General features: G+C 54.7%; 24 protein-coding genes. 12 read left to right on the forward strand and 12 right to left on the reverse strand.

Annotated features, from left to right (window positions below; all coding sequences use genetic code 11):
- Window positions 1-192 precede the first annotated feature (192 nt).
- Window positions 193-2328, reverse strand: coding sequence for an EAL domain-containing protein (locus FJ695_RS14670; protein ID WP_209010670.1), 2136 nt, complete (start codon window positions 2326-2328; stop codon window positions 193-195).
- A gap of 358 nt (window positions 2329-2686) precedes the next feature.
- On the opposite strand from FJ695_RS14670, the gene FJ695_RS14675 reads away from it, so the two are divergent.
- Both FJ695_RS14675 and sfsA read left to right on the forward strand, forming a co-directional pair.
- The gene (locus tag FJ695_RS14675; RefSeq protein WP_141188745.1) at window positions 2687-4111 is read left to right on the forward strand and encodes a TrkH family potassium uptake protein; all 1425 of its coding nucleotides are present in this window, start codon (window positions 2687-2689) and stop codon (window positions 4109-4111) included.
- A gap of 40 nt (window positions 4112-4151) precedes the next feature.
- A complete protein-coding gene (sfsA, locus tag FJ695_RS14680) occupies window positions 4152-4859 on the forward strand; it encodes a DNA/RNA nuclease SfsA (protein ID WP_141186152.1) in 708 nt (235 codons plus the stop codon).
- 81 nt (window positions 4860-4940) lie between these two features.
- Here sfsA and gpt read toward each other — a convergent pair whose 3' ends face one another.
- From gpt to FJ695_RS14700, 4 genes are all read right to left on the reverse strand, one after another.
- Entirely contained in the window at window positions 4941-5450 is a 510-nt protein-coding gene (gpt, locus tag FJ695_RS14685) for a xanthine phosphoribosyltransferase (protein WP_141186153.1), read from the reverse strand.
- Between the two features lie 15 nt (window positions 5451-5465).
- On the reverse strand, window positions 5466-6209 hold the full coding sequence (locus FJ695_RS14690; protein WP_141186154.1) for a molybdopterin-binding protein: 744 nt from the start codon (window positions 6207-6209) through the stop codon (window positions 5466-5468).
- A gap of 87 nt (window positions 6210-6296) precedes the next feature.
- Entirely contained in the window at window positions 6297-7496 is a 1200-nt protein-coding gene (locus FJ695_RS14695) for an FAD-dependent monooxygenase (protein ID WP_141186155.1), read from the reverse strand.
- Window positions 7497-7511: 15 nt separating this feature from the next.
- The gene (locus tag FJ695_RS14700) at window positions 7512-7757 is read right to left on the reverse strand and encodes a zinc-finger domain-containing protein (protein WP_141186156.1); all 246 of its coding nucleotides are present in this window, start codon (window positions 7755-7757) and stop codon (window positions 7512-7514) included.
- Window positions 7758-7969: 212 nt separating this feature from the next.
- Between FJ695_RS14700 and FJ695_RS14705 the strand changes: the two genes are divergently transcribed.
- Together FJ695_RS14705 and FJ695_RS14710 are read left to right on the forward strand one after the other, a co-directional pair.
- Complete coding sequence (locus tag FJ695_RS14705; RefSeq protein WP_141186157.1) at window positions 7970-8725, forward strand: alpha/beta fold hydrolase; 756 nt, start codon at window positions 7970-7972, stop codon at window positions 8723-8725.
- 48 nt (window positions 8726-8773) lie between these two features.
- Window positions 8774-9658 (forward strand): alpha/beta fold hydrolase, encoded by an 885-nt coding sequence (locus FJ695_RS14710; RefSeq protein ID WP_141186158.1) that lies wholly within the window; start codon window positions 8774-8776, stop codon window positions 9656-9658.
- A gap of 129 nt (window positions 9659-9787) precedes the next feature.
- Here FJ695_RS14710 and FJ695_RS14715 read toward each other — a convergent pair whose 3' ends face one another.
- Entirely contained in the window at window positions 9788-10603 is an 816-nt protein-coding gene (locus FJ695_RS14715) for an enoyl-CoA hydratase (RefSeq protein WP_141186159.1), read from the reverse strand.
- 165 nt (window positions 10604-10768) lie between these two features.
- On the opposite strand from FJ695_RS14715, the gene cysE reads away from it, so the two are divergent.
- Together cysE and FJ695_RS14725 are read left to right on the forward strand one after the other, a co-directional pair.
- Entirely contained in the window at window positions 10769-11623 is an 855-nt protein-coding gene (cysE, locus tag FJ695_RS14720) for a serine O-acetyltransferase (protein ID WP_141186160.1), read from the forward strand.
- A gap of 83 nt (window positions 11624-11706) precedes the next feature.
- On the forward strand, window positions 11707-11922 hold the full coding sequence (locus FJ695_RS14725) for a DUF3126 family protein (RefSeq protein WP_141186161.1): 216 nt from the start codon (window positions 11707-11709) through the stop codon (window positions 11920-11922).
- 73 nt (window positions 11923-11995) lie between these two features.
- Here the strand turns inward: FJ695_RS14725 and FJ695_RS14730 are convergent, their stop codons facing one another.
- A complete protein-coding gene (locus tag FJ695_RS14730) occupies window positions 11996-12706 on the reverse strand; it encodes a hypothetical protein (protein ID WP_141186162.1) in 711 nt (236 codons plus the stop codon).
- Window positions 12707-12922: 216 nt separating this feature from the next.
- Between FJ695_RS14730 and FJ695_RS14735 the strand changes: the two genes are divergently transcribed.
- A complete protein-coding gene (locus tag FJ695_RS14735; RefSeq protein WP_141186163.1) occupies window positions 12923-13246 on the forward strand; it encodes a hypothetical protein in 324 nt (107 codons plus the stop codon).
- Between the two features lie 6 nt (window positions 13247-13252).
- On the forward strand, window positions 13253-13780 hold the full coding sequence (locus FJ695_RS14740; protein WP_141186164.1) for a gamma carbonic anhydrase family protein: 528 nt from the start codon (window positions 13253-13255) through the stop codon (window positions 13778-13780).
- Between the two features lie 182 nt (window positions 13781-13962).
- On the opposite strand, the gene FJ695_RS14745 is transcribed toward FJ695_RS14740, so the two are convergent.
- The 3 genes from FJ695_RS14745 to FJ695_RS14755 form a co-directional block, all read right to left on the reverse strand.
- Window positions 13963-14577, reverse strand: a complete 615-nt coding sequence (locus FJ695_RS14745) for a transglutaminase-like cysteine peptidase (protein WP_141186165.1) — start codon at window positions 14575-14577, stop codon at window positions 13963-13965.
- Between the two features lie 504 nt (window positions 14578-15081).
- Window positions 15082-15717 carry a PilZ domain-containing protein gene (locus tag FJ695_RS14750; protein WP_141186166.1) on the reverse strand — a complete coding sequence of 212 codons (636 nt, stop codon included), beginning with the start codon at window positions 15715-15717 and terminating at the stop codon, window positions 15082-15084.
- Window positions 15718-15878: 161 nt separating this feature from the next.
- Window positions 15879-16535, reverse strand: a complete 657-nt coding sequence (locus FJ695_RS14755; protein WP_209010671.1) for a PAS domain-containing protein — start codon at window positions 16533-16535, stop codon at window positions 15879-15881.
- Window positions 16536-17111: 576 nt separating this feature from the next.
- On the opposite strand from FJ695_RS14755, the gene FJ695_RS14760 reads away from it, so the two are divergent.
- Window positions 17112-17891 (forward strand): rhomboid family intramembrane serine protease, encoded by a 780-nt coding sequence (locus FJ695_RS14760; RefSeq protein WP_209010672.1) that lies wholly within the window; start codon window positions 17112-17114, stop codon window positions 17889-17891.
- A 139-nt stretch (window positions 17892-18030) separates the two neighbouring features.
- Window positions 18031-18465 carry a CBS domain-containing protein gene (locus FJ695_RS14765; protein WP_141186168.1) on the forward strand — a complete coding sequence of 145 codons (435 nt, stop codon included), beginning with the start codon at window positions 18031-18033 and terminating at the stop codon, window positions 18463-18465.
- Window positions 18466-18511: 46 nt separating this feature from the next.
- Here FJ695_RS14765 and hisI read toward each other — a convergent pair whose 3' ends face one another.
- Together hisI and folE are read right to left on the reverse strand one after the other, a co-directional pair.
- Complete coding sequence (hisI, locus tag FJ695_RS14770; protein ID WP_141186169.1) at window positions 18512-18967, reverse strand: phosphoribosyl-AMP cyclohydrolase; 456 nt, start codon at window positions 18965-18967, stop codon at window positions 18512-18514.
- Window positions 18968-19023: 56 nt separating this feature from the next.
- A complete protein-coding gene (gene folE / locus FJ695_RS14775; protein ID WP_141186170.1) occupies window positions 19024-19650 on the reverse strand; it encodes a GTP cyclohydrolase I FolE in 627 nt (208 codons plus the stop codon).
- 288 nt (window positions 19651-19938) lie between these two features.
- Between folE and FJ695_RS14780 the strand changes: the two genes are divergently transcribed.
- Both FJ695_RS14780 and yidD read left to right on the forward strand, forming a co-directional pair.
- Window positions 19939-20385 carry an iron-sulfur cluster assembly scaffold protein gene (locus tag FJ695_RS14780; RefSeq protein WP_141186171.1) on the forward strand — a complete coding sequence of 149 codons (447 nt, stop codon included), beginning with the start codon at window positions 19939-19941 and terminating at the stop codon, window positions 20383-20385.
- A 30-nt stretch (window positions 20386-20415) separates the two neighbouring features.
- Window positions 20416-20766, forward strand: coding sequence for a membrane protein insertion efficiency factor YidD (gene yidD, locus FJ695_RS14785; protein WP_141186172.1), 351 nt, complete (start codon window positions 20416-20418; stop codon window positions 20764-20766).
- Window positions 20767-20856: the final 90 nt, after the last annotated feature.

The following is a 20856-nucleotide window of genomic DNA, read 5'->3' on the forward strand; positions in this document are numbered from 1 at the left end:
CACCGATATGCTTTCCCTACCTTTGGGTCTTTGGCGAGGTTGATGGACGAAGTGGACGGTTTAAGTAGTGTCCGTGCCCCTTTCCGCTGTCGCACTCTTGAAGTGTCCAGGTTTTGCTCTGCCAAATACCGAACTGACGAGGCAGATGCTTGGATACTAATGTGACTGAATAGCCAGAATTTTGGAGAGGTTTTATGCGCGCTTTCTGATCGATTGAACATGATCAGAAGCGATGGTGCGGCTGATGGCCAGGCAACGGTCCATAATTTCAGCCGCAGGCAAGGGCCGCGAACAGAAATAGCCCTGTAAACCATCGCAGCCCAGTTTGACGGTCAACGAGTATTCGCCTTCGGTTTCCGCGCCTTCTGCGACCACACGCAGGCCCAAACTTTTGCCAAGGCCGACGATTGCTTCATAAAGCTGTTTCTTTTGCGGATATTTGTCAGCGTCAGTCAGGAAAGTGCGATCGATTTTAAGTTCCTGGAAGGGCAGCTGGTGGAGATAACTCAGCGAGGAATACCCTGCACCAAAATCATCCAGCGACAGCAACACACCGATCGATTGCAGCTCGAACAAGATGTCCAAAACCATCTGTTCGCTGGTGTCGACAAAGACATTTTCCGTCACTTCCAGACACAACTTTTCGGGCGGCAACTGATACTTCTCTAAAACGTCTTTGACATTGCTGGCAAAAGTCGATTGCCGGAATTCAATCGGTGAAACATTTACCGAAATCTGGCCATAGTCGAACCCCTTTGCCAGCCACTCGGCAGCCTGACGGCACGCTTCTTCCAGAACGTAGTGGCCCAAATCTATTATCAGGCCGGTCTTTTCGGCCAAAGGAATGAACTCACTCGGCGGGACGGAATTCTGAGAACCGTTCGGCCAGCGGATCAAGGCTTCCAGCCCAATAAGGGTGCCGTCGGACGGACAAACTTGAGGCTGGTAAAACAGATGCATCTGCCGGGTGGCGAGCGCGGCCCGCAGACGTGTTTCCAGCAGCATTTCGCTCTGGATCCGTTCGTTCAGCGGCGCAGAGAAGAACATGTGCCGTTTATTTGAACTTTCCTTTGCAGCCCTTAGAGCGAGGCCCGCGACCCGGTGTGCAGTTTCTACGTCGCCTGCATCTTGCGGCACCAAAGCAATACCCAGGCGTGGATCTACCTGGATTTCACCCTCATCAAGCCGGAAGGGGACCGATAAGGCTTCAATGATCCGGGCTGCATATTTTTCTGCAATGGGCCCGCCTCCTTGAACTGGCACCAAGATGCAAAAATCATCCGCGGAAATGCGGGAGATCCGAGCCGTATGCCCGAGGAGACAGCTCAAGCGGGCGTAAGTTTGCATCAACACCCGGTTGCCAACATGCTGGCCAAAGGCATCGTTTATCTTGGAAAAGCCAATGAAATCGAGATGGAACAGTGCCGACATCTTATTGTCAGCGGTTGCAGATTCCAGAGCGGCCTTCAGATCCGCAAAATAGCGTGTTCTGTTGCCAGCAGTCGTGACTGGGTCGACATAAGCAAGCTTCTGGAGTTTCTCCTGCAGGTCGGTTACCCGGGCCAGGCCATGGGCCAAATCTCCAATTTCGTCGGGCCGTTCTGCATAAGGTACACTGCCTTGAGGCACGCCGGATGCCAGACGGTGCGCGGCAGACGCCAACCGGCGTAATGGGGTGAGCTGGTTCTGCAGCAAAAGGCCGCCAGCGAGAACGATTACGGCAAGGATCAAAACTGCTGCTGTAAATACGCGGGACTGCAAACGCTGTTCGGCCAATGTCAAATCATCTGCCCAACCCACATCCACCGCTGCTGCGCCGAGGATACCTCCGGATGCATTCAGGATCGGCATCAGATAGGCGAGCCGCAATCGACCCTGCACTGGAACATTTCCGCTGAAGGGCTGGCCTGATGCCAGATTCTCATATGCCGGATGTCCCGGCCGGATGGCAAAAGCTGGCGGCATGCTGCCATCGGGCTTCCGGAAGGTGGTTGCTATGCGATCAAATTCGCCGGTTTCTTCAGAAAAACTAAAAATATTGGCCGCGCCCTGATTGGTGTTGCCGATCGCCAAAACAAGTTCATCAAACTTTGGATTGGCGCGAATAACCGGGGGCGCGCTTTGGGCGGGGCTGTAGCGCAAGGCTAGCGGGCGCTTGTCCTTTCCGATGACCGGTTCAATCGCGGTATCTGTGCCATAACAGAGGATGGCCGCTGCGGCCCTGGCGGCGCGATCAATTCGAATATTTGCGTTTTCTTCGGCTGATCTGGCAATTTCGATATAACTTATACCCGATACGAGACCGATGCCGAAAAGTACGGCCACCACCAGAATTAGGCTGATACGGACGACCAGCGAGTGGATTCCGAACCGGTAAATGGGAAAAGTCCTTATAAATCTCGCGTGGAGCGGGTTGACTCTAACGTGACACGCAAGGGTAAGGGCATTTCGCTACAAAATTCTGAATCAATTCCGCCAAATTGGAATAATCGCTACAAAATATTGTAATAAATGACGGTTTTTGTCATTCAGCGGCTTCGCGGATGGCGACAACCGGGGAAGTCGGGCGTAAAGCATTGGAAAATGTCTGGAAAAGCGCTAGGACGTTGGCACACGCGTTTCTGCGGAGCGCGTTCAACTGCAAGGGCTTTGGGATGCGTTCCGCTTGATTTCACTCAGACCAGTTTTGAATGTCCTCGGGTTTTTATATGTCGGTCTAGCGACCGCCATGCTGGTGCCTGCAATCATTGATGTGGCGCAGAAAAACGCCGATTGGCAGGCGTTTGTCTTTTCAGCCCTGCTGACCGGCATGTTCGGCATGCTGCTGTCACTCTCCATGGGCGGTGCGCTGAAAGAGGGCTTAGACACCCGGCAGACCTTCATTTTGACTACGCTGGCTTGGGCGACTCTACCGGTGTTTGGTGCGTTGCCGTTTTTATGGCTCGGGATCGGCTATGCCGATGCTGTTTTTGAAGCGGTGTCAGGTTTTACTACGACCGGTTCCACGGTATTGACCGGATTGGACGGTCTGCCGCCGGGGCTTTTGGTCTGGCGCTCGATCATGCAATGGATGGGCGGTGTCGGCATCATCGTTATGGCGATCGTTTTGCTGCCCTTTCTGCGTATCGGCGGAATGCAGCTGTTTCAAAGCGAAAGCTCGGACCGGTCGGAGAAAATCGTTAGCCGTTCGGTTGAACTAATCCGTTTGCTGGGCTTGGCTTATCTGTTTTTGACCGTTTTGTGCATTGCCGCCTATTTGGCAACCGGTATGGAGCTGTTTGATGCCTTCAACCATGCGCTGACGACGATTGCGACTGGCGGCTATTCCACGCATGATCTTTCGTTCGGTTACTTCCAGAATCCAGCGTCTTCCTGGGTCGCCATTACCTTTATGATAATTGGCGCCTTGCCGTTTGTTCTGATTATTCAAGCCTTGCGCGGCCATCCGCTGCTCTTATGGAAAGATCCGCAGGTTCGGGCTCTTTTGGGTTTTCTGGCTATTGTTTCCTTGACCCTGACGGTTCATCTTGGCGTCAACATGGACTTCGATTTTGATGATGCCTTGGTCCGGGCGACCTTCACGGTGGTTTCGATTGTCACCGGAACCGGTTATGCGCTTGGCGATTTTGGTCAATGGGGGGCACCTGTCGTTGGGATTTGTCTGCTCTTGATGTTCGTTGGAGGCTGTACCGGCTCGACCACAGGCGGCATCAAGGTCTTCCGTTTTCTGGTATTCTTCGGCACGGTGCGTGCGCATTTGCGCCGGATGGTGCGTCCGAACAGGATTATGTCGGAAGAATATGCCGGCACGCGTCTGACGCCGGAATTGTCGTTTTCCGTTTTGGCCTTCCTGGTCGTCTACCTTGGTTCGGTCGGGATCATCACGGTGGCGCTGTCGTTCTTCGATTTGGATCTGGTGACGGCCATTTCTGCCGCTGCAACTTCCGTCGGCAATGTGGGACCAGGGCTCGGGCCGATGATTGGGCCTGCAGGTCATTTTGCTCCCTTGCCTGACGGAGCAAAATGGTTGTTGTCCTTTGCCATGCTTGTCGGGCGCCTGGAACTGTTCACCGTTTTGGTGCTGCTCGATCCGGACTTCTGGTCGAAATGATCTTCTCCCAGCTGTTTGGGACTTAATAAGGACCCTATCGATGAAGTTTCCCGCACCACTGGTCAGCGGACGGCTGGTCAAACGCTACAAGCGGTTCCTGGCGGATGTTGTGCTTGATGAGAGTGGGGAAGAAATAACGGCCCATTGCGCCAATCCCGGTTCGATGCTGGGTTTGAAAGAGCCGGGATCCCTGGTCTGGCTGTCGCAGTCGGACAACCCCAAGCGCAAGCTGAAATACTCTTGGGAAGTGATAGAAGCGGATGGGGCGCTGGTTGGCATTAATACCGCCCATCCGAACAAGCTGGTCGAAGAAGCGTTGATTGATGGACGCATTCCGGAGCTCGCCGGATTTGAAACTCTGCGCTGCGAAGTCAAATACGGCAAAAACTCCCGGATCGATATCCTTCTGGAACAAGCAGACGCTTCAAAGACCTATGTTGAGGTTAAAAACGTCCATCTGATGCGCGAGCCGGGGTTGGCGGAGTTTCCGGACAGCGTTACAGCCCGTGGGGCCAAGCATTTGGGTGAGCTGGCCGATATGGTGCGCGAAGGCCACCGCGCGGCAATGGTATTTCTGGTTCAGCGGCCCGATTGTGCCAAGCTTTCTTTGGCCGCCGATATAGATCCGAATTACGCGGCGGCTTTCAAAGCGGCGGCTGAGGCCGGTGTAGAAACCTATGCCATTGGTTGCGACGTCCGCCTGGACGGGATTGATGCAGACAAGGACGTCGCGCTTGCCATCAGCTGAGACGTTTCATGACCTAACCATCGCAACAAAAAACGGCCGGAAAACTACCGGCCGTTTTCGGGTCAATTCTGCATTTCCAGTTTAGCCGGCTGTGTCTTTTGACAGCGGCGGCTGGAACTGCCAGCCCATATCCCACGGAAAGTAGATCCAGGTGTCTTGGGACACTTCAGTGATGAAAGTGTCGACCATCGGTACGCCGACTGGCTTGGCATAAACGGTTGCAAAATGGGCCTTGGGCAACATTTCGCGCACGACTTTCATGGTCTTCCCGGTGTCGACCAGGTCATCGATCACCAAAACGCCGCTGCCTTCACCATCTTCCAGGTCGATGACCTTGGGGTCGACCGGCTTGATGACGTCCAGGCGCCCTTGACTGTCGTAGTCATGGTAGGAGGCGATACAGACGGTTTCGATTGTCCGGATCCCGAGTTCACGAGCGACAATCCCGGCGGGAACCAGACCGCCGCGGGTGATGCAGACAATAGCCTTCCATTCACCTTCACTGGACAGGCGCCAAGCGAGGGCACGTGAGTCCCGGTGAAACATGTCCCAGGACACTGGAAAGGCTTTGTTTTGAGCAGGATTTTCCATGTTTATTCCTTCAAGTCATCCGGAGAGTTCATCAACGGCTCGCGCCACATCTTTTACAGCGGCTGCGAGAACGATCTCATCTCTGGAGCGGATTACAATTTGTGTGGTGAATTTTCCATCAATGGCTTTTGGATAAGAACCAATGAGGGTTTGAGGATGCGTGTCCTGGATTGTCGCCAACTGTTCAGCGATCCGGCTTTCCGGCATTTGGGCATCAACGGTCTCTGACAGCATTTTTTTACCGGTTTTCAACGACGGCGCAATCGCATCCATCATGGCTTGCATGATCGCAGGTACTCCTGCCATCACATGGACATTGCCAATCCTGAAACCCGGAGCTTTTGAGACTTTGTTCTCAATCAGATCTGCGCCTTCCGGAATTCGGGCCATGCGCTGACGGGCTGCAGTGAACTGTCCAGGAGGATAGTGCTTTTCCATAATCGCGACGGCGCGCGGATCTAGGTTGAGAGGCACATCGAATGCTGCGGCGACGCTGTCGGCTGTTATGTCGTCATGGGTCGGGCCAATACCGCCAGAGGTGAATACATAGGTGTATTTGGCTCGCAGCGCATTTACGGCATCAACAATCTCGGATTTGATATCCGGCACGATGCGCACTTCACTGAGATCAATTCCAAGGGCTGTCAGGTAATCGGCAAGAAATCCGATGTTCTTGTCTTTGGTCCGTCCTGACAGGATTTCATCGCCGATGACAAGAAATGCAGCGGTTACAACGTCATCTGCCGTATCTGCAGTCATGTCAGCACTCCCTGAATCCAGAAGAATGGCTTTAGCGCAGCTTGCCGCCAGGCTCAACCTTTTGCGTCACCAATTCGCAAAGGTAGTCTAGGCTGGGGACCAACTGTAGATATAGTCAAAGCGCGCGGTCAGATTTTCCGGCTTAGACGATTTTAGAACCATATCGCGGGCCGCAGCGAAAACGCCGGACATATGAAAAATCTTTGCGTTTCGGAAACCGGTGTTTTGGATCCGCACAACACGGGGCTTGCGAATGCGTTCATAGGCGCGCAGGGCGGCGGGAATGTTGTCCACGTCGGCCGGAAGGTGTGTGGCAAGAACCGCTGCATCTTCAATCGCCATGGCCGCGCCCTGGGCCATATACGGCAACATGGCGTGGGCTGCATCACCCAAAAGGGCTATGTTGCCATGGGTCCACGGGCCCGATGCATCAACTGCGCAAAGCGCCCATTTCAACCAAGAATCCGGGGTATGCAGGACATTTCGGCTTTCTGTCGGCCAGTCATGGAATCGGCGTAACAGCAATTCCACACTCACGGGAGCGGACCAGGTTTCATCCTGCCAGTCCTCTGTGGCCAGAGCGACGATGTTCAGTTCCTTACCGCTTTTGACCGGGTAATGGACCAGGTGGCTGTCCTTGTGCAGCCAAAGACCCGAATCCTGCTGCCAGCGCTTTGGGGCTTTTTCAATCGGAATTGTGGACCGGTAGGCGACGTGACCGCTGAATTGCGCGTTCTTGTGGTTCGGGATCAGCCGCCGGGTCTTTGACCAAACGCCATCGGCGCCTATGAGCGCTTTGCAGGTGAGTGTGCCGATCTGATCCAGAGATTGATAGGTGCACACAAGGTTGCCGGACTGGCCGGTTTTGGCGTTTGTCAACTCAGTTCCGAGCTGGAGGGAAATCCCGGGTGTGTCTTTAACCTTCTTCAAAAGTGCTTGCTGAAGATCGGCCCTGTGAATGACCACGAAGGGCGCCCCATGCCGGCCACGGACAAAATCCCCAAGGCGGACCTCGCTTATTTGTTTGCCCGATTTTCCGGACCAGATCCGCAGATTACCCGGCGCATAACCGAGCTCGACCACATCATCCAATAAGCCGAGCTGATTGAGGACCGTGCAGGCGTTCGGAGACAGCTGCAAACCCGCGCCGACTTCGGCAAGGTCGCGCGCCTTGTCCATCAAGACAACGTCGTGTCCTGCCTGGCGCAAGGTCAAGGCTGCCGTCAGCCCGCCAATGCCTGCGCCGGCAATGACAATAGGAGAGGGGGCAGGTCCGCTGTCGCTCATGGAAACTCTATCCGGTCAGGCGGCTTCCGGCGTCCAGGTGCAATCGGACGGAGAGGATTCTTTTGCGCCAAGCGTTGCATCGAATTTGTAAAGTGTTGAGCAATATGGGCAGACCACTTCATTTTCGCGGCCCATATCCAAAAACACATGCGGATGGTCGAACGGCGGATTGGCGCCAATGCACATGAATTCCCGGGCACCAATTGCGATGGAATCATGACCGCTAGTGTTTTGAAAGTGCGGGACAACCTGATCTGCCATGATCAATTCCTCAAAAGTCTGGGCGCTAAGGCCGAACGATTTTGGCGCGAACATACTCATTTGCCGTCCGGTTGAATAGGGGAAACCTTGTCACGTCCACCGGCGGTTCCTGAGGTGGGATTTTGAAATGACAAATCGGACTTTGCCAAGTGCGATTATTCTCAGTACAGTGTGCGGCAAAAGTGTTTTACGTTTACGTAAGAGGAAGTTTTATGCCGCTCTTTGAGCAGGACGGGATTCAAATCTCCTATTTGGATGAAGGCGAGGGAGACCCGATCCTTCTGATCCACGGATTTGCCTCAAACAAGTCGGTCAACTGGCAGTATCCGGGCTGGGTCGATCTTTTGGTGAAAGATGGGCGTAGGGTGATTGCGCTCGACAACCGGGGACATGGTGACAGCCAGAAATTCCATGATCCGGACGCTTACGGCGCACCGATCATGGCTGAGGACGCCCGCCGCTTGCTGGATTTTCTCAATATCGAGCGTACGGATGTTATGGGCTACTCGATGGGCGCCCGGATTTCCGCTTTTTTGACCCTCAATCATCCGGACCGTGTCAAACGCGCGGTCTTTAGCGGCCTTGGCTATGGCATGATCGAAGGTGTGGGTGATCCTGAGCCGATCGCGGCAGCTCTGGAGGCTGAGCGGCTACAGGACGTGAAAGACCGGACCGGTCGGGCGTTCCGCGCCTTTGCCGAGCAGACACGGTCCGACCGTCTGGCGCTTGCAGCCTGTATGCGGTCTTCACGCCAGAAGATCAGCGAAGAAGATATTGCGCGGATCGAACGGCCAGTTCTGGTCGCGGTCGGAACCAAAGACGACATTGCCGGATCGCCACACAAACTGGCGGCCTTGATGCAGCATGCGGAGGTTTTGGAAATTCCAGGCCGCGATCACATGGTTGCGGTCGGGGACAAGGTCCACAAGCAGGGCGTCCTGGCATTTTTGAACAATGTCGATGCCTGACAGGCATGGATTGAGAACAGGCGGTTAAATGCGGAGACGGGAGGTCGCATGAGCGGGAAACGGGTCGAGTTTGCAGGGGCAGAAAACAACAGCCTTGTTGCGGATCAATATGGCAACAGGGGGCAACCTGTGATCCTCTTACATGGCGGAGGTCAAACCCGCCATTCCTGGGCTGCCGCCGCTGAGCGGATCGCTGCTCTCGGTCATGTGGTTTATTCTGTCGACCAGCGCGGCCACGGCGAAAGTGCCTGGGTTCCGTCCGGAAACTACACATTCAATGATTTTGCCAAGGATCTGGTTTCTGTTTGCAAAGCTGTGATCTCCGGACATGGTGCCAAACCGGTTGTCGTCGGGGCGTCATTGGGCGGTTTTGCCGGTATGCTGGGTGAAGGGGCTGAAGCACCGGGCTGCCAAGCTGCTCTGGTTCTTGTCGATATCACGCCGCGGGTCGACATGGGCGGGGTCTACAAGATCCTCGGCTTTATGGGCGACAAGGTTGATGAAGGCTTTGGGACAGTGGAAGAAGCTGCGGATGCGATCGCCCGCTATCTCCCGAACCGCAGCCGGCCGAAGGACCTATCAGGCCTTTCCAAAAACCTTCGCCTGCATGACGATGGCCGCTACCGCTGGCACTGGGATCCGGCTTTCTTGAAAATGCGGGAACACTCCGATCCGCATCAGTCTGAAACCGTTCAGACCAGCATGATCACCGCCGCGGAAAATCTTAAGTTGCCGGTTCTGCTGCTGCGGGGCCGAAACTCCGAGCTGGTGTCGATGGAACATGTCCAAGAATTCATGGAGTGTGTGCCGCATGCCAAGTTCACCGACATCCAGGACGCGGGCCACATGGTCGCCGGCGACAAGAACGACATTTTCGCGCAGGCCGTAGAGGAGTTCCTCACCGACCTGAAGGCCGAAGCGCTGATTGCCTGAGGATTTGCTCGTGTTTTGAATCGCTTAGTGAGAATATCTCGCGGTTCGCTTCAAGTGTCGGCGTGCTTAATGTTTTGATTCAAGAAGGCTGCCTAACTCTGAGTCCAATCAGCGATTAGGCTGAAGGGGCTATTGCCCCTGAAACACCGGTTTGCGCTTTTCCAAGAAGGCGCGGCAGCCTTCGGCGTAATCAGCGCTGTCTACACAGACACGCGCCATGGCGTAGGCCTGTGTGAGGTTGGCCTTGGCTTCGACAGAGGTCAACAGATTGATGGTCTTCTTCGCTGCTTTTAAAGACAGCGGGGCGTTCTGTTCAAACACAGCACACAGCTCAGCTACCCGCGTATCCAGGGCGTCCGGCTCGTGGACTTCGTTGATCAAGCCGATCTGCAAGGCCTCCGCAGCAGAGAGAAGGTCAGCGGTGAACAGCAGCCTTTTGGCGTTGGACGGAGAGACCGCTTCAACGAGATCGCCAACGGCATCCGGCGGATAAGCGAGCCCCAAGCGGGCGGCCGGAATGGAATAGAAAGACGTTGAAGATGCAATTCGCAGATCACATGCCAATGCCAGCCCGAGACCACCGCCAAGGCAGGGGCCTTCGATGACAGCAACGACGGGCACCGGCAGTGCCTTGAGCGCTTGAAAGGCTGCCACATTGATCTGATCGTAATGCGCCGCCGCATCTGGTGTGGCCCGGACCGCTTCGAATTCGGCAATGTCTGCACCGGCACAAAACGCTTTGCCGCCAGCTCCGCGCACGATGAGTGCGCGAATTTCACTGTCATCCTGAAGTTGGTTGAGCAGTTCTGGAATACGGCGCCAGCCAGACAAAGGCAGAGCGTTCTTGCGCTCTGGCGCGTTCAAGATTAATTCGGCAATCTGGCCTGCTGTGGTGAGCGACGGGTTGCCGTCTTGCGGCGATTGCACAGATTGCTCGGATGTCATATTGGCCTCGGGTGCTCGCGAAAATGAGGATTGGCGCAAAATTGATCGTAAAAAAACGATTCATAAGGACTGTTCATATCTGATATGAGCAAGTTTTGTTTGGAATATCATGCGCAGGGCCTATTTTAGTAGGCGAATGCAGTGGGCTTGAAAAGGAGACAAGCCATGTCGACCCAGGTACGCCAGTCCAGTCCAGAACCGGTGATGAAACACGATCCCGTCTGGCGGCAGTTGCGTGAAGAAGCCCAGGCGATGGTGGCCGCCGAACCGGCCCTGTCATCCTTTGTGTATGAAACAGTGCTCAACCACGACAGCCTCGAAGAAGCCGTCGTTCACCGTCTTGGCGACCGTCTCGGCCGGGACATTGTCTCCGCCTCTTTGATCCGTCAGACCTACCTTGAAGCTCTGGCCGATGAACCAGAACTTGCTGAGATTTTCCGGGTCGACATTGTCGCTGTGTTCGACCGTGATCCGGCCTGCTTCCGCTATCTGGAGCCGGTGCTCTATTTCAAAGGGTTCCACGGCTTGCAGACCCACCGTCTGGCCAATTGGCTCTGGCGCAAGGGGCGGCAGGACTTTGCTCTCTATTTGCAAAGCCGGGCCTCCGAAGTGTTCCAGATTGACATTCATCCGGCGGTTCCTGTCGGACGCGGTATTTTCATCGACCATGGCACGGGAATCGTCGTCGGCGGCACGGCCGTCATTGGCGATGATGTCTCCATATTACAGGGCGTTACCCTTGGCGGTACCGGCAAGGAAAGCGGTGACCGGCATCCAAAGATCCGCAACGGCGTTTTGATTGGGGCTGGGGCAAAGGTTCTCGGCAACCTGGAAATTGGACATTGCAGCCGGATTGCCTCAGGCTCTGTTGTGCTGGCAGATGTGCCGGCCAATACGACGGTTGCCGGGGTTCCAGCGAAGATCGTTGGCAAAGCCGGATGTGCAGAACCGGCCCGCAGCATGAACCAGCTTCTGGGCGAGCCAGATGCGGCCGGATTGCAGGAAGACGGGGAAAGCTGATCGAAATTGTTTGGTATTTTCCCGCTCTCTTGTAGGGTCCGCACCAGAACAACGCATTTGGCGAAGAACAAGGAGAGAGCCACGTGAACCCCGAAGAAGTCCGCAAACTTGAAGCCTATCTGCAAAAGAAGTTCGAATTGCCGAGCTTGCAGGTCAGGGCCCGTCCGAAAAAGGACGATTCCGCGGAGGTCTATATCGGTGATGAGTTCATCGGTGTGATCTTCCGCGATGACGAAGACGAGGACCTGAGCTGGAACTTCCAGATGGCGATCCTTGAGATCGATCTGGATGAAGCCTAAGATTTTACAATAGATCGTGAATTGAGAAACGGCCCGTTTGGGCCGTTTTTTGTGAGCGCATTGAAAAGTGTTCTCAGAAAGCGTTAAAAGTGCCCACTTTCGCTTGCACGGCGCGGTCTAGGCGGCGCCAGTCGGGCAAAAGCGTCTGATCGAACTGGTAGCGGATCAGTAATCCGCCGCCTGGCGTAATTGAGCGGTGGCAAACCGCCTTGTCCGTGCTGCGTTTTCTCACACACCGGGCAATGAAGCCGTCGTCTGCCTCCGGGTCATAGACAATGATGTCCCGGTTTTGGGCATTTTGTCCCGACAGCGTGAGCATGTTCAGTCCGGCTTCAGCCGCTTTCTCGCCGCCACGGGCTAGCCGTTTATAGACCGGATCCAGTTGCGTTCTTAAGGATTCCCGGCGTGGATTGTTTTCGAGATTGACCTGAATAAGCGGAAGCGGTTCGCCAAAACGGGCTGGCGCATCCTCATCGCCTGGCATCTTGAGGTCCGGCCAGGTCATTAGCAGGCTGACTTGTTGATGACGCGGAACTTCGCCGTCGGCCGCGATGCGGTGTTGCGCTGATCTGAAATAGCCTGCAGGGATCTCAAAGGGATGCGGCCCGATCGACAGGCTAACCAAGGAATGTCGATGGTTTTGGAACAAAGGCGCAATTACGCCGGACCAGTAGACCGCACGGTCGGCAACATAGGCGGACGTCAGCACACACAAAGCCGCGGCCAGCATCGTGAAATGAAGCGGCTTTGCATTAGTAGCTGCTGGCAGGGTCGGCCTGACCAATTGCCTTGCCTTTCATGAGCCTGTGACCTGCACTGGCACACTGTGTCTCTGAATGGGACATGTGTCTCAGCGAAGGATCGATGCCAACCGTTAAAAACTAAGGAAAACCAAAGGTTTTCGTTCCTTAGAAAAACCGGCACGGCGTTTGCTCTTGACCGTTAGAGAATTCTTCATCACTTTCTCTGTGAAGAGGTTAACAGAAGGTTAACGGTCGTTATGCTGGACCTACTTATCGTTGGATACATCGCTTGTGCGGGATTCGTCGCTGCCGGATTTCTTGGCAGTTTTTATCAGCTGGTGACCAGTCAGCCGCCGAAATTTAACTTCGCGGGCGAAACAGTAACGGGTTTTGTTACTGGCGTATTGATGTGTGTTTTCGCCGGTCCCTTCATCATCATGCGCAACGCAATTCGGGGGCGCCGGATTGAGAACAGGCCAGTAGGCTGGCTTGTTGCATCGTCAACAATCGCGGGCATGTGGAGCATGTGTTCCGGGCTGGTGGTGATGAATATTGCATTGATCGTCGCCGGCTACGCGTGAGGGGTTATGCCGAATTTTTCTTTGGGTGATATCCGCCCGCAATTTCCTGAAAGTGGCCGTTATTGGGTCGCGCCGACAGCTACACTGATCGGAGATGTCCATTTGGAAGATGAGGCGAGTGTCTGGTTTCAGGCTGTGCTTCGCGGTGACCGGGAGCCGATCAAGATCGGGCGCCGGTCGAATGTGCAAGATGGCTGTGTTTTTCATACCGATCCGGGAATGCCGCTCACTGTCGGCGCCAATTGCACCATCGGCCACAATGTGATCCTGCATGGCTGTACCATTCGGGACAATTCCCTGATTGGAATGGGATCGACGATCTTGAACGGTGCGGTGATTGGTTCGAATTGCATCATCGGCGCCAATGCGCTTGTTGCTGAAGGTAAGGTTATTCCGGACAACTCGTTGGTTGTCGGTGTGCCGGGTAAAGTCGCCCGGGTCCTGCCTGACAGCATTGCCGGCGACATTTTGAAATCGGCCGATAACTATGTTGCCAATTGGCAGCGGTATGCCGAAGGTCTGAATCAAGTCTAGATCTATGGGATCGAACTCCATCCGATCATTCTGAAAGAAACTCTCAGTTCCTGCGCATGCGAACGTGCAGGAACCGGCCTGCGGGGGCGGGCCGGTTCCCTGGATCCGGTCGTGGTAGGGATGGGGAGGGTGGGGACGCAACCGGATCGTCCTGAAGGCTTGTTTCCAAGCCAATTCCCAAATTAATTCGAGATACTGCTGACTGTGGTCACCCGCGTATCTGAGATCCCGGTCCACTTGACCGGAGAGCTTGCTGATTGGCGTTTGATGTAGCGGTACGGCGTTGAGTACCAGGGCAGAACCGCTTCGATCTGATTGTCGAGGATCATGTCGCCATGATCGGTGCGTACGGTTAGAACAGCGTGCCCTGAATTTTGCACATCCTTGGCGACAGTGATGAGAAGGGCACTCTTCGGCCAGCCGGCTGCGAGAAGCACGCGCTGCTTTTCGAGGACATACTCTTCACAATCGCCATATCCGTCGACCGGATAGGTCCAGTATTCTTCTCGTCCAAAGAGATCCGCGTCGGTCATCGGATGGACTTTCCGGTTAACCTCTGCATTGATCGCGATGAGTTCGTTCCAGCGGGCTTCCGTTAGTTTGACGACTACTGGCTCATACCGTTCGTTCGGACAGGCCCAGCCGTTGTCGCGGCAAAACTGGCGATGGCCGATGGGTGCTTTCACCGCGGATTTCATGTCCATGAACCGGCCAGGATCGGCCTGTGCTATTGGCGCGAATACATTCAAGCCAAATAGAACTGCTGTAGTCGAAAGAATTTTTCCAAGAAGTTTCATCGTAATGCCCTCCCCAAGGCTGGCGTTACGATGCGGTATTGCTTTTTATTTCACGGAAATTGACGTAATAAAACTATATTATTATTTTAGTAAATCTTGAGGTTAATTTTAATATTACTTTATGATAACTTTAGTCTATTTGTACTAGAATTTGAGTCGAATTTTATCGATCTGCTGTAACCCGCAGATTTTGAATTGGTTTTCAAAGTGGCCGGCGGTTTAGGCTTTCAGGGTCAGTCACGCATTGGGGGCGCTTAGTCGCCGGATATTTGCAACTTCTCTGCAGTTTGAGCGGAGAAAAAAAATGAAAAAAAGTTCTAGATAGATGTGAAGCACCCCGCACACGGGGGCAGAGGCAGTCAATCCCGTAAGTGGAATTGGTATCACATCACTGTAGACGCGCAGTCTGCAGGCGGCGGGCGTTTGATAAAGATTGTAAGGCTATGCGCGAAGAGCAGCTGGGTTCCTCATTGGAACCGGTCGCGCTGGAGCCGTTGGACCAGACTAGCTGGTTTCTGGAGTGGTGATGTGGTGCTCAAGCAGCTCGCGGCTTTGGACCGCGGCGAATTCGACCGCAATGCCGCCTTCGATCTGGCGGACCACACGAGCATGCATTTTGCCTAGTGTGACCTCATCACCCATTTCCGGCAGTATATCTGTGGCAATGGCTGCGCCAGACAACGACACATCGAAAATACGGACAACGTGATCCGAACCGTCCGGAAGGATCATCTTGGTCATCTGGTTTTTCGGGACAAAGCGATCATGGCGACGATCTTCTGGGAGGTTGAGTTCTTCCCGGTTCGCCAGCCACGTCAGAATATTGGCGATCTTGTCCCGTTTTCGGACTGTGTTGCGTAACTCGACAGCAAAACCACCATCAATTAGTCGGGATATCCGGCCTTCGACACGACTGATATGATCGAGATAAGCAACGATCCGTTCGCCAACCTGCCCAGGGACCGGTGTTATCATCGCCATGCCACCTGGTGACATGTCGATTACCTGGCAAGGATACTCGCGGCGGTTTTCCAGCATGAAGCGGCCCAGAATGTTCACCTGAACCCTTTGATGCCGCCTACGGTCGGTGACCTGGAGCGACTTGCTTCCTTCTGGTGCTGTTGCCAATCCGGCGTTCATGCCTGCTATGCCTAAAAACGTGCGGAGCCCGCACTTCCCCCGGTGGTGATGAGAATCGGAACAACTCTCATATGCACTCTAGAGGAAATGAGGTTAACGATGTGTAAGAATGTACCTTACACAAGGCTCTAGTTTAAGGTTTTTGCAGAAATTCCGGCAGATTAGGATTTTCCGCCGGAATATACGGTTAAATGACCGACCTGACGCTCTGCGCCTTGAGGCAATATTGGGGCACCTTGCGGGAGAACCGGAGCGCGCATCGGCATATCTTCAGCTTTAAACCGGGGCAGCACCGGATTCAGGTTTGAATGATTTGCTTCTGCAAAGTAGGGGCGCTCATCCGGCCAGACCAAACGCAGGCTGCTGATCGATTGTTTCAAAATCGGATGCAGACCAATCCAATAAGGCTTGTCCATCGGTGTGGCACTGCCAAGAATGCGGATGCGGCCTTCTCCGGGAACGTTGAGCGGAACCAGCAGCATTTCCATCTGCAAAACTTGGTCACGCTCTGTATGGCCATTGACGCCAATAACGGCAGCCGCCGCATCTTCGGTAATGGCAGCAATGAGGCTCTCGAGGGCTTCACGGTCCTTAGTGTCCCAGCCACGCAAAAAGTTGCGGCCTTTGAGTTCGCGGCAATGTGCAGAACACAAGCGGGTGCCGGCCAGGCGATAACGGACATCCTGCGGGCCGTTTGTTTCCAGGATAAAGGTGTCGCCCAAAAGACCGCGGATTTCACCCGGATCGATTTCGCTGCGGTTTGGGGCCGGACGGGCGCCGCGCAGAGAGTCCCAATAAGAATATAATGTCTGGGTCACGCCGTGTTTCATCTGAACTTGCCTTTCTTCCCAATCCGGAGCGTTGTGTCGTCTCAAGACAATGTCTGTTTCAAAACGGGACGTCCGGGCATCCGTGTTTCTGTTTGCCGTGAACTAAGCAGGGGGCGTGCCAAGATGCTGAAACAATGAAAAAATCAGCGGGTAACACCTTGTTAAGGTTAATGCATGGTAAAACTTGTCAGCTCGGATACCGGCTGGCACATTCAGGCTGTCTTCAGGACAAACGGGTGGGAGGAACCTGTTGGTCCATGCGAGCGCTCAAAAAGCGGGAAGAGGCCGAAAAATGGCCCGGAGCCCGGATCAGCGATCGTAGCAGGACACCTCAATTTGGCGCGTGGGGACGCGACCTTTGTGGGGGGCTCAACAAGCGCCGGTTATCCTAAGAGATAGCCGGCGTTTTGTTTTTATTGCCGTCACAAGGCCGTGTGGATGAATTGGCTGGATCTATGGCAGCTGTTCACCATATTTGCTTTGGTTGGTTTGAAACGTGTGCACCGCCCTTGTTTTGTCCGCATGCCGGGCTACAAGATCTGCGTCAGAAAGATGCGAGGCCCCATGAACGTCTATCAATTCGATCAGGAGCGGAAACGCCGCGACGAAGAGCGTAAACAGCGCGAACGTGAGCAGAGACCGTCACAGCCGCCGGCGTTCAATCTTCCTTCTGCAATTGTTTGGCTGAGTGCCGGTTTGATTGCGATCCACGTGGTCCGCGAATTTCTGATTCCGGCAGGCTGGAACAACATGATGATCTATTTCCTGGCGTTTTGGCCGGTGAAATACACAGCGCTTGCAAGCCTCCATGCGCTGGACCTGGCCTCAAGCCTCTGGGCATTTGTCAGCTATAGCTTCCTTCACGGCGGCGCCATGCATCTGACATTCAATCTGCTTTGGATGGCGATTTTCGGCAGCGCTGTTGTCCGGCGATTTGGCCTTGGCCGTTTTTTGGTTTTCTCCGCTTTGTGTTCGGTTGGCGGGGCGTTCGCTCACCTGGCCACCCATTGGGGCGAGTCGGCGCCGATGATCGGCGCGTCAGCTGCCATTTCCGGACATATGGCTGCAGCGATTCGGTTTGTCTTTGAACTAGGTGGCCCGCTTGGTGTCTTTCGCAGCTCCGACCGGAGCGCCTATTTCGTTCAAGCTCAACCGCTTGCTGAGTGTTTCCGCAATCAGCAGGTTCTGGTGTTCGTCGGAGTGTGGTTCGGTCTGAACTTGTTCTTCGGCTTGATGAGCGGTGGCCAGACCGGCAGCATTGCCTGGCAGGCGCATATTGGCGGTTTTATCGCCGGTCTAGCCTTGTTCCCCGTTTTCGATCCGGTGCCGCAACGGCGGCATTAAGCCGCGGTTGGAGGCAGAACCTTTAGGAACCGGGTGTCAAGGCTTTGCGCTGGTGGTTTTTTTTGCCATGATGCCTCATGTTCGACCGTGAAAACGAAATGTTCTTCAAGGTCGCTAATGCCGAGGGAGGTTTGCCTATATGAGCAGTGTTGCCGCGATCTTGAAAGGGAAGGGCCACGAAACCATAACCGCACGCGACGATGCGTCGTTGAGCGAGCTTTGTGAGACACTCGCGAAGCATAAGATTGGCGCAATTGTGGTTTGTGATGGGGACATGGGCATCAAGGGAATTATCTCGGAACGGGACATAGTCCGCGTAATCGGAACGCAAGGCGTAGGTGCCCTAGATCAACCGGTGTCTGGTGTTATGACAAAAGACGTCATCACATGTTCTGAAGAAAACAGCATCAACGAAGTGATGGCCCAGATGACGCAAGGGCGCTTCCGTCACATGCCGGTCGTCAAAGACGGCAAGCTGACGGGGGTGATTTCCATCGGCGATGTGGTTAAGCAAAAGATTGCTCAAGTGGAGCAGGAAGCTGAGCAGATGCGCAGCTACATTTCCATGACGTGATTTTCAGGCGGCTGGTTTTCTGTCAGCCGCCATCTCCAGCGCCCTCTCAGGATTTACCGTAGACCTCTTCAGGGTCGTAGACTTTTTCCGTCTCAACCCACTCCAGGCGAACCGTGCCGTTTTCAGTTTTTGTAATCTTCCTGAAAAAACACGACCGGTAACCGACGTGGCAGGTTGCACCATTACCCTCGACCGTGACTTTCACCACAAGAGCGTCCTGGTCGCAGTCGGTAAGGATCTCTTGCACCTTTTGCACTTGGCCGGAGGTTTCGCCCTTCTTCCAGAACCCCTTGCGGGAGCGGCTCCAATACCAGGCTTCCCCGGTTTCAATGGTGCGCTTGAGGGCTTCTTCGTTCATGTAGCCAACCATCAGAACTTCTGACGTTGCTGCATCGGTGACAACGGCGGCAATGAGGCCGTCCTGGTCGTATTTCGGCATCAAAAGATCGCCGTCTTCGACCGTTTTTTTGTCGGCACGTTCGGAAAAAACTAGATCAGACATGAAACTCATTCAGGCCTTGCACGTCTTGTGACGGTGCAAGGCGCCATTTTGGAACGTTAACTGCGAACCAGGGTCATGAATTTGGCCTGTTCGGCCGGGTCGTCCTGGAAAACGCCAGTAAACTGAGTGGTGAGCGTTGAGACGCCCGGTTTCTGTACACCGCGCATCGTCATGCATTGGTGTTCAGCTTCCAGCATCACTGCCAAACCGCGCGGCGCCAAGGCGTCGTCGATGGTCGAAGCAATCTGCGCGGTCAAGTTTTCCTGAGTCTGCAGGCGCTTTGCGAAGATGTCGACAACACGAGCCAGTTTGGATAGGCCAACAACGCCTTCCGCCGGATAATAGGCGATGTGGGCTTCGCCGATAAACGGCAGCATATGGTGTTCACAATGCGAATGGAACGGAATGCCGCGCACCAGAACGATGTCTTGGTAACCGCCAACATCTTCGAACGTGCGCTCGAGGTGTTCGGCCGGGTCTTCGAAATAGCCCGAATATAGCTGCGTAATGGCTTTCACCACCCGCTGCGGGGTGTCGATCAAGCCTTCACGGTCCGGATCGTCGCCGGTCCAGGCAAGAATAGTCCGCACGGCCGCCTCAGCCTCTTCCCGGCTAGGCCGTTGCAACTGGTCCGGTGCTTTGCGCTCGAATGTTTTTTCGATCGGCTTCAGGACAGCGTCCATGGGGATCCTCGCAAATTTACCCTTATCACTCGTCATACGGCGTCCGCTCTTGCTCAGATCAAGTGTTCTTAATCCTAAGGGCGCGGAGATGTAACATACTCCGCTCAAAAAGCGAACGCACAGTTTCAAAGCGGGTGAAGCCAGCGTCAAGCGCCAATGCGGCATGATTTAATACCGGCTGCGACCCCTCTGCCCCTTGCGAATTTGCTGTGGCGTCTGATCTATATATATAAAAGAAGCGTGCCGGCAATGAGGCACGTGTTCACCGGTTGTCACGAAGAGGCGAGAATGCTCGACGACATCTATAATGCCAAGATCCTGGAATTCGCGGGCAACATTCCCCGAGTTGGACGTCTTGAGCATCCAGACGGCACCGCCAAGGCGCATTCTAAACTGTGCGGCTCGACGGTTGTTGTTGATTTGTGCGTTAAAGACGGTGTGGTGACCGATTTTGCCCACGATGTGAAAGCCTGCGCCTTGGGACAGGCATCCTCTTCGATCATGGCGCAACATGTAGTTGGGGCTGGCGCTGACGAGCTTCGGGCACTGCAAAAAACCATGCACGCCATGTTGAAAGAGGGTGGAGACCCACCGGAGGGCCGGTTCGCAGATTTGAAGTTTCTGGAGCCAGTGCGTGAGTACAAAGCCCGGCACACGTCGACACTTCTAACTTTTGACGCGGTTGTCAGCGCACTTGATCAGATCGAAGGCAAGGCGGACGGCGCGGCGGCATAAGCTGGCCGCTCTTCAGCTTTTAAACAGCAGATGTGTCCTCCGACCGACAGGCAACCTGATCCAGAAAAGCGGCTGTCGCCCGCCAGCTATGTCGCGATCGGGCTGATCTGGGTCTACCGGCATTCCCTCTCGCTCTTCATGGGGCGCGGCTGCCGGTATGCGCCGACCTGTTCCGATTACACCGAACAAGCGATCCGCCGCTTTGGCTTTTGGGCCGGCGGCTGGCTGGGCCTATCCCGTATCCTCAGATGTAATCCCTGGGGGGCATCCGGCTTTGATCCGTTGCCAGAAGATTTACCGGCCGGTGCCCGCTGGTTTTTGCCGTGGCGTTATGGCCGCTGGAATGGCCGGCACATTCCACCCGAACACCGGATGGATTGATTTCAAACGGGAATTTACCTTCTGTTAAGAAAGGGTTGAACTTACCTATGGTGAGTGCAACTCTCCGGCTGTGGGCAGTGTGGCCGGAGA

Origin of the sequence: Labrenzia sp. PHM005, from assembly GCF_006517275.1 — a bacterium.
Taxonomy (GTDB): Bacteria; Pseudomonadota; Alphaproteobacteria; order Rhizobiales; family Stappiaceae; genus Roseibium.